Annotated in this window: 1 protein-coding gene; it reads right to left on the bottom strand. The window is 59.8% G+C overall.

From position 1 onward, the window contains the following. Positions 1-37: 37 nt before the first annotated feature. Positions 38-1,360: an IS5 family transposase gene (locus VSR68_RS42410; protein ID WP_342945366.1), complete on the bottom strand. Its 1,323-nt coding sequence runs from the start codon at positions 1,358-1,360 to the stop codon at positions 38-40. Positions 1,361-1,483 lie beyond the last annotated feature (123 nt).

The raw sequence follows: 1,483 nt of genomic DNA on the forward strand, positions 1-1,483 counted from the left end.
GTCGGCCCTGAACAATTCGCTTAGTCGGCCACTCAACTCATGCTGTTGGCACGGCGGCGACGATATGGTTTAGCAAGGCGATGAGGACGAGGGCGTAAAAAAGCTTCAGCTTCCTGAGGATCATCCGCAGATTGTGGCCTGCGCCGCACAACACTGCCTGCATCGCGTCACCGAGCGCGCCTTTGAGCCAGTTGCGATCGAGTTTTCCGTCTGTTTTCATGTGACCGATGGCAGGCTCGATTGCGCTTCGCCGCTTGATCATCGCGCGTAGTCCGCGCGTGATACCGCGCCGCAAACCCGGGTGGTAGATCTTCACGCCGTCGATGGCGACACCCTTGTAGCCGCGATCCACGACGGCGACTTCTGGCGTGACGTCGCTGAGGATCGCCGCCTGCTCCAATGCTTCGGCCAGCGTGTGACCATCGTACGGACTGCCCGGCATCGAGCGCATGCCAACTACCAGTCCTTCCTTGTGCGTCGTCGTGATCGACACTTTCACGCCGAACTCATAGGGCGTACGCGCCTTGCCTTTGGCCAGACATTCAACTTCCGGTGCATGCAGCGCGTAGAGCTTGCTTTTGTCCTTCGGCTTCTGCGAGAGAATCCGCTTCGTGCGGTCAATCAGTTCTTGCAAGGCAACGCGGCCTGACTCTGCCACCTGGGTGACCTGTCGCTCCACATCACGCATCACCCGTCCAACGCGCGAGCGCAGCGTGCGCAACGCCTTCCTCATACGCTTGTACTGCTTCGCGTGAGCGTAGCGGCCAATCTGCAGTCCCAGACGCGGCGCCTCGCGGTTGTAGTTCTGGCGCAGCTTCAGCCCGTAGTGGGCCGCAGCCTTCACCAGATGTTCGCGACACCGTTCGAGCAATCGCGAATCGGTGGGATGGGCAATCGCCTTCGGCATAACCGTCGTGTCTACAATCACGCGCTTCACGCTCGAGGCCTTGATCACACCGGCGCGTCTGGCGGCTTCGATCGTCTCGGCCAGCAGTTCTTCAACGCCGGCTTCGCCCAGCCGCTTGCGCCAGCGCGTCAGGCTCGACGGGTCGATCGGCGGCTCGGTCTGCAAATACGTCTCACCCGTGAACACCTGCCAATACGGGTTCTCCACCCATTGCCAGACGACCTCTTCGTCCGACAGATCGAACGCGTGCTGCAAATACAGAAGCCCGGCAATCAGACGCGGCGAACTCGCGGGTCGACCTTTGCTGGACACGAAGCTCTCGCTCATCAACATGCCCAGCCGTTCCCAGTTGATGAGTTCGGCCAGTCGCACCAACGGATGCTTCAGATTGATCTGTTCGCGCAGCGGATGCCGGAAGAAATCTTGTTCTGACACAGGCGTCTTCGGACCCATCTGCACCTCATCAGGAATTGCAGGATTCACGCATCAATATGCCAGGTCCCTGCAATTCCCACAACACCATTTCCGACTCAAAGCCCCACTGTAGAAGGCTCCGCTGATTGTTCAGGGTCGACT

The organism is Paraburkholderia phymatum (genome assembly GCF_038900715.1).
Lineage (GTDB): Bacteria > Pseudomonadota > Gammaproteobacteria > Burkholderiales > Burkholderiaceae > Paraburkholderia > Paraburkholderia phymatum_A.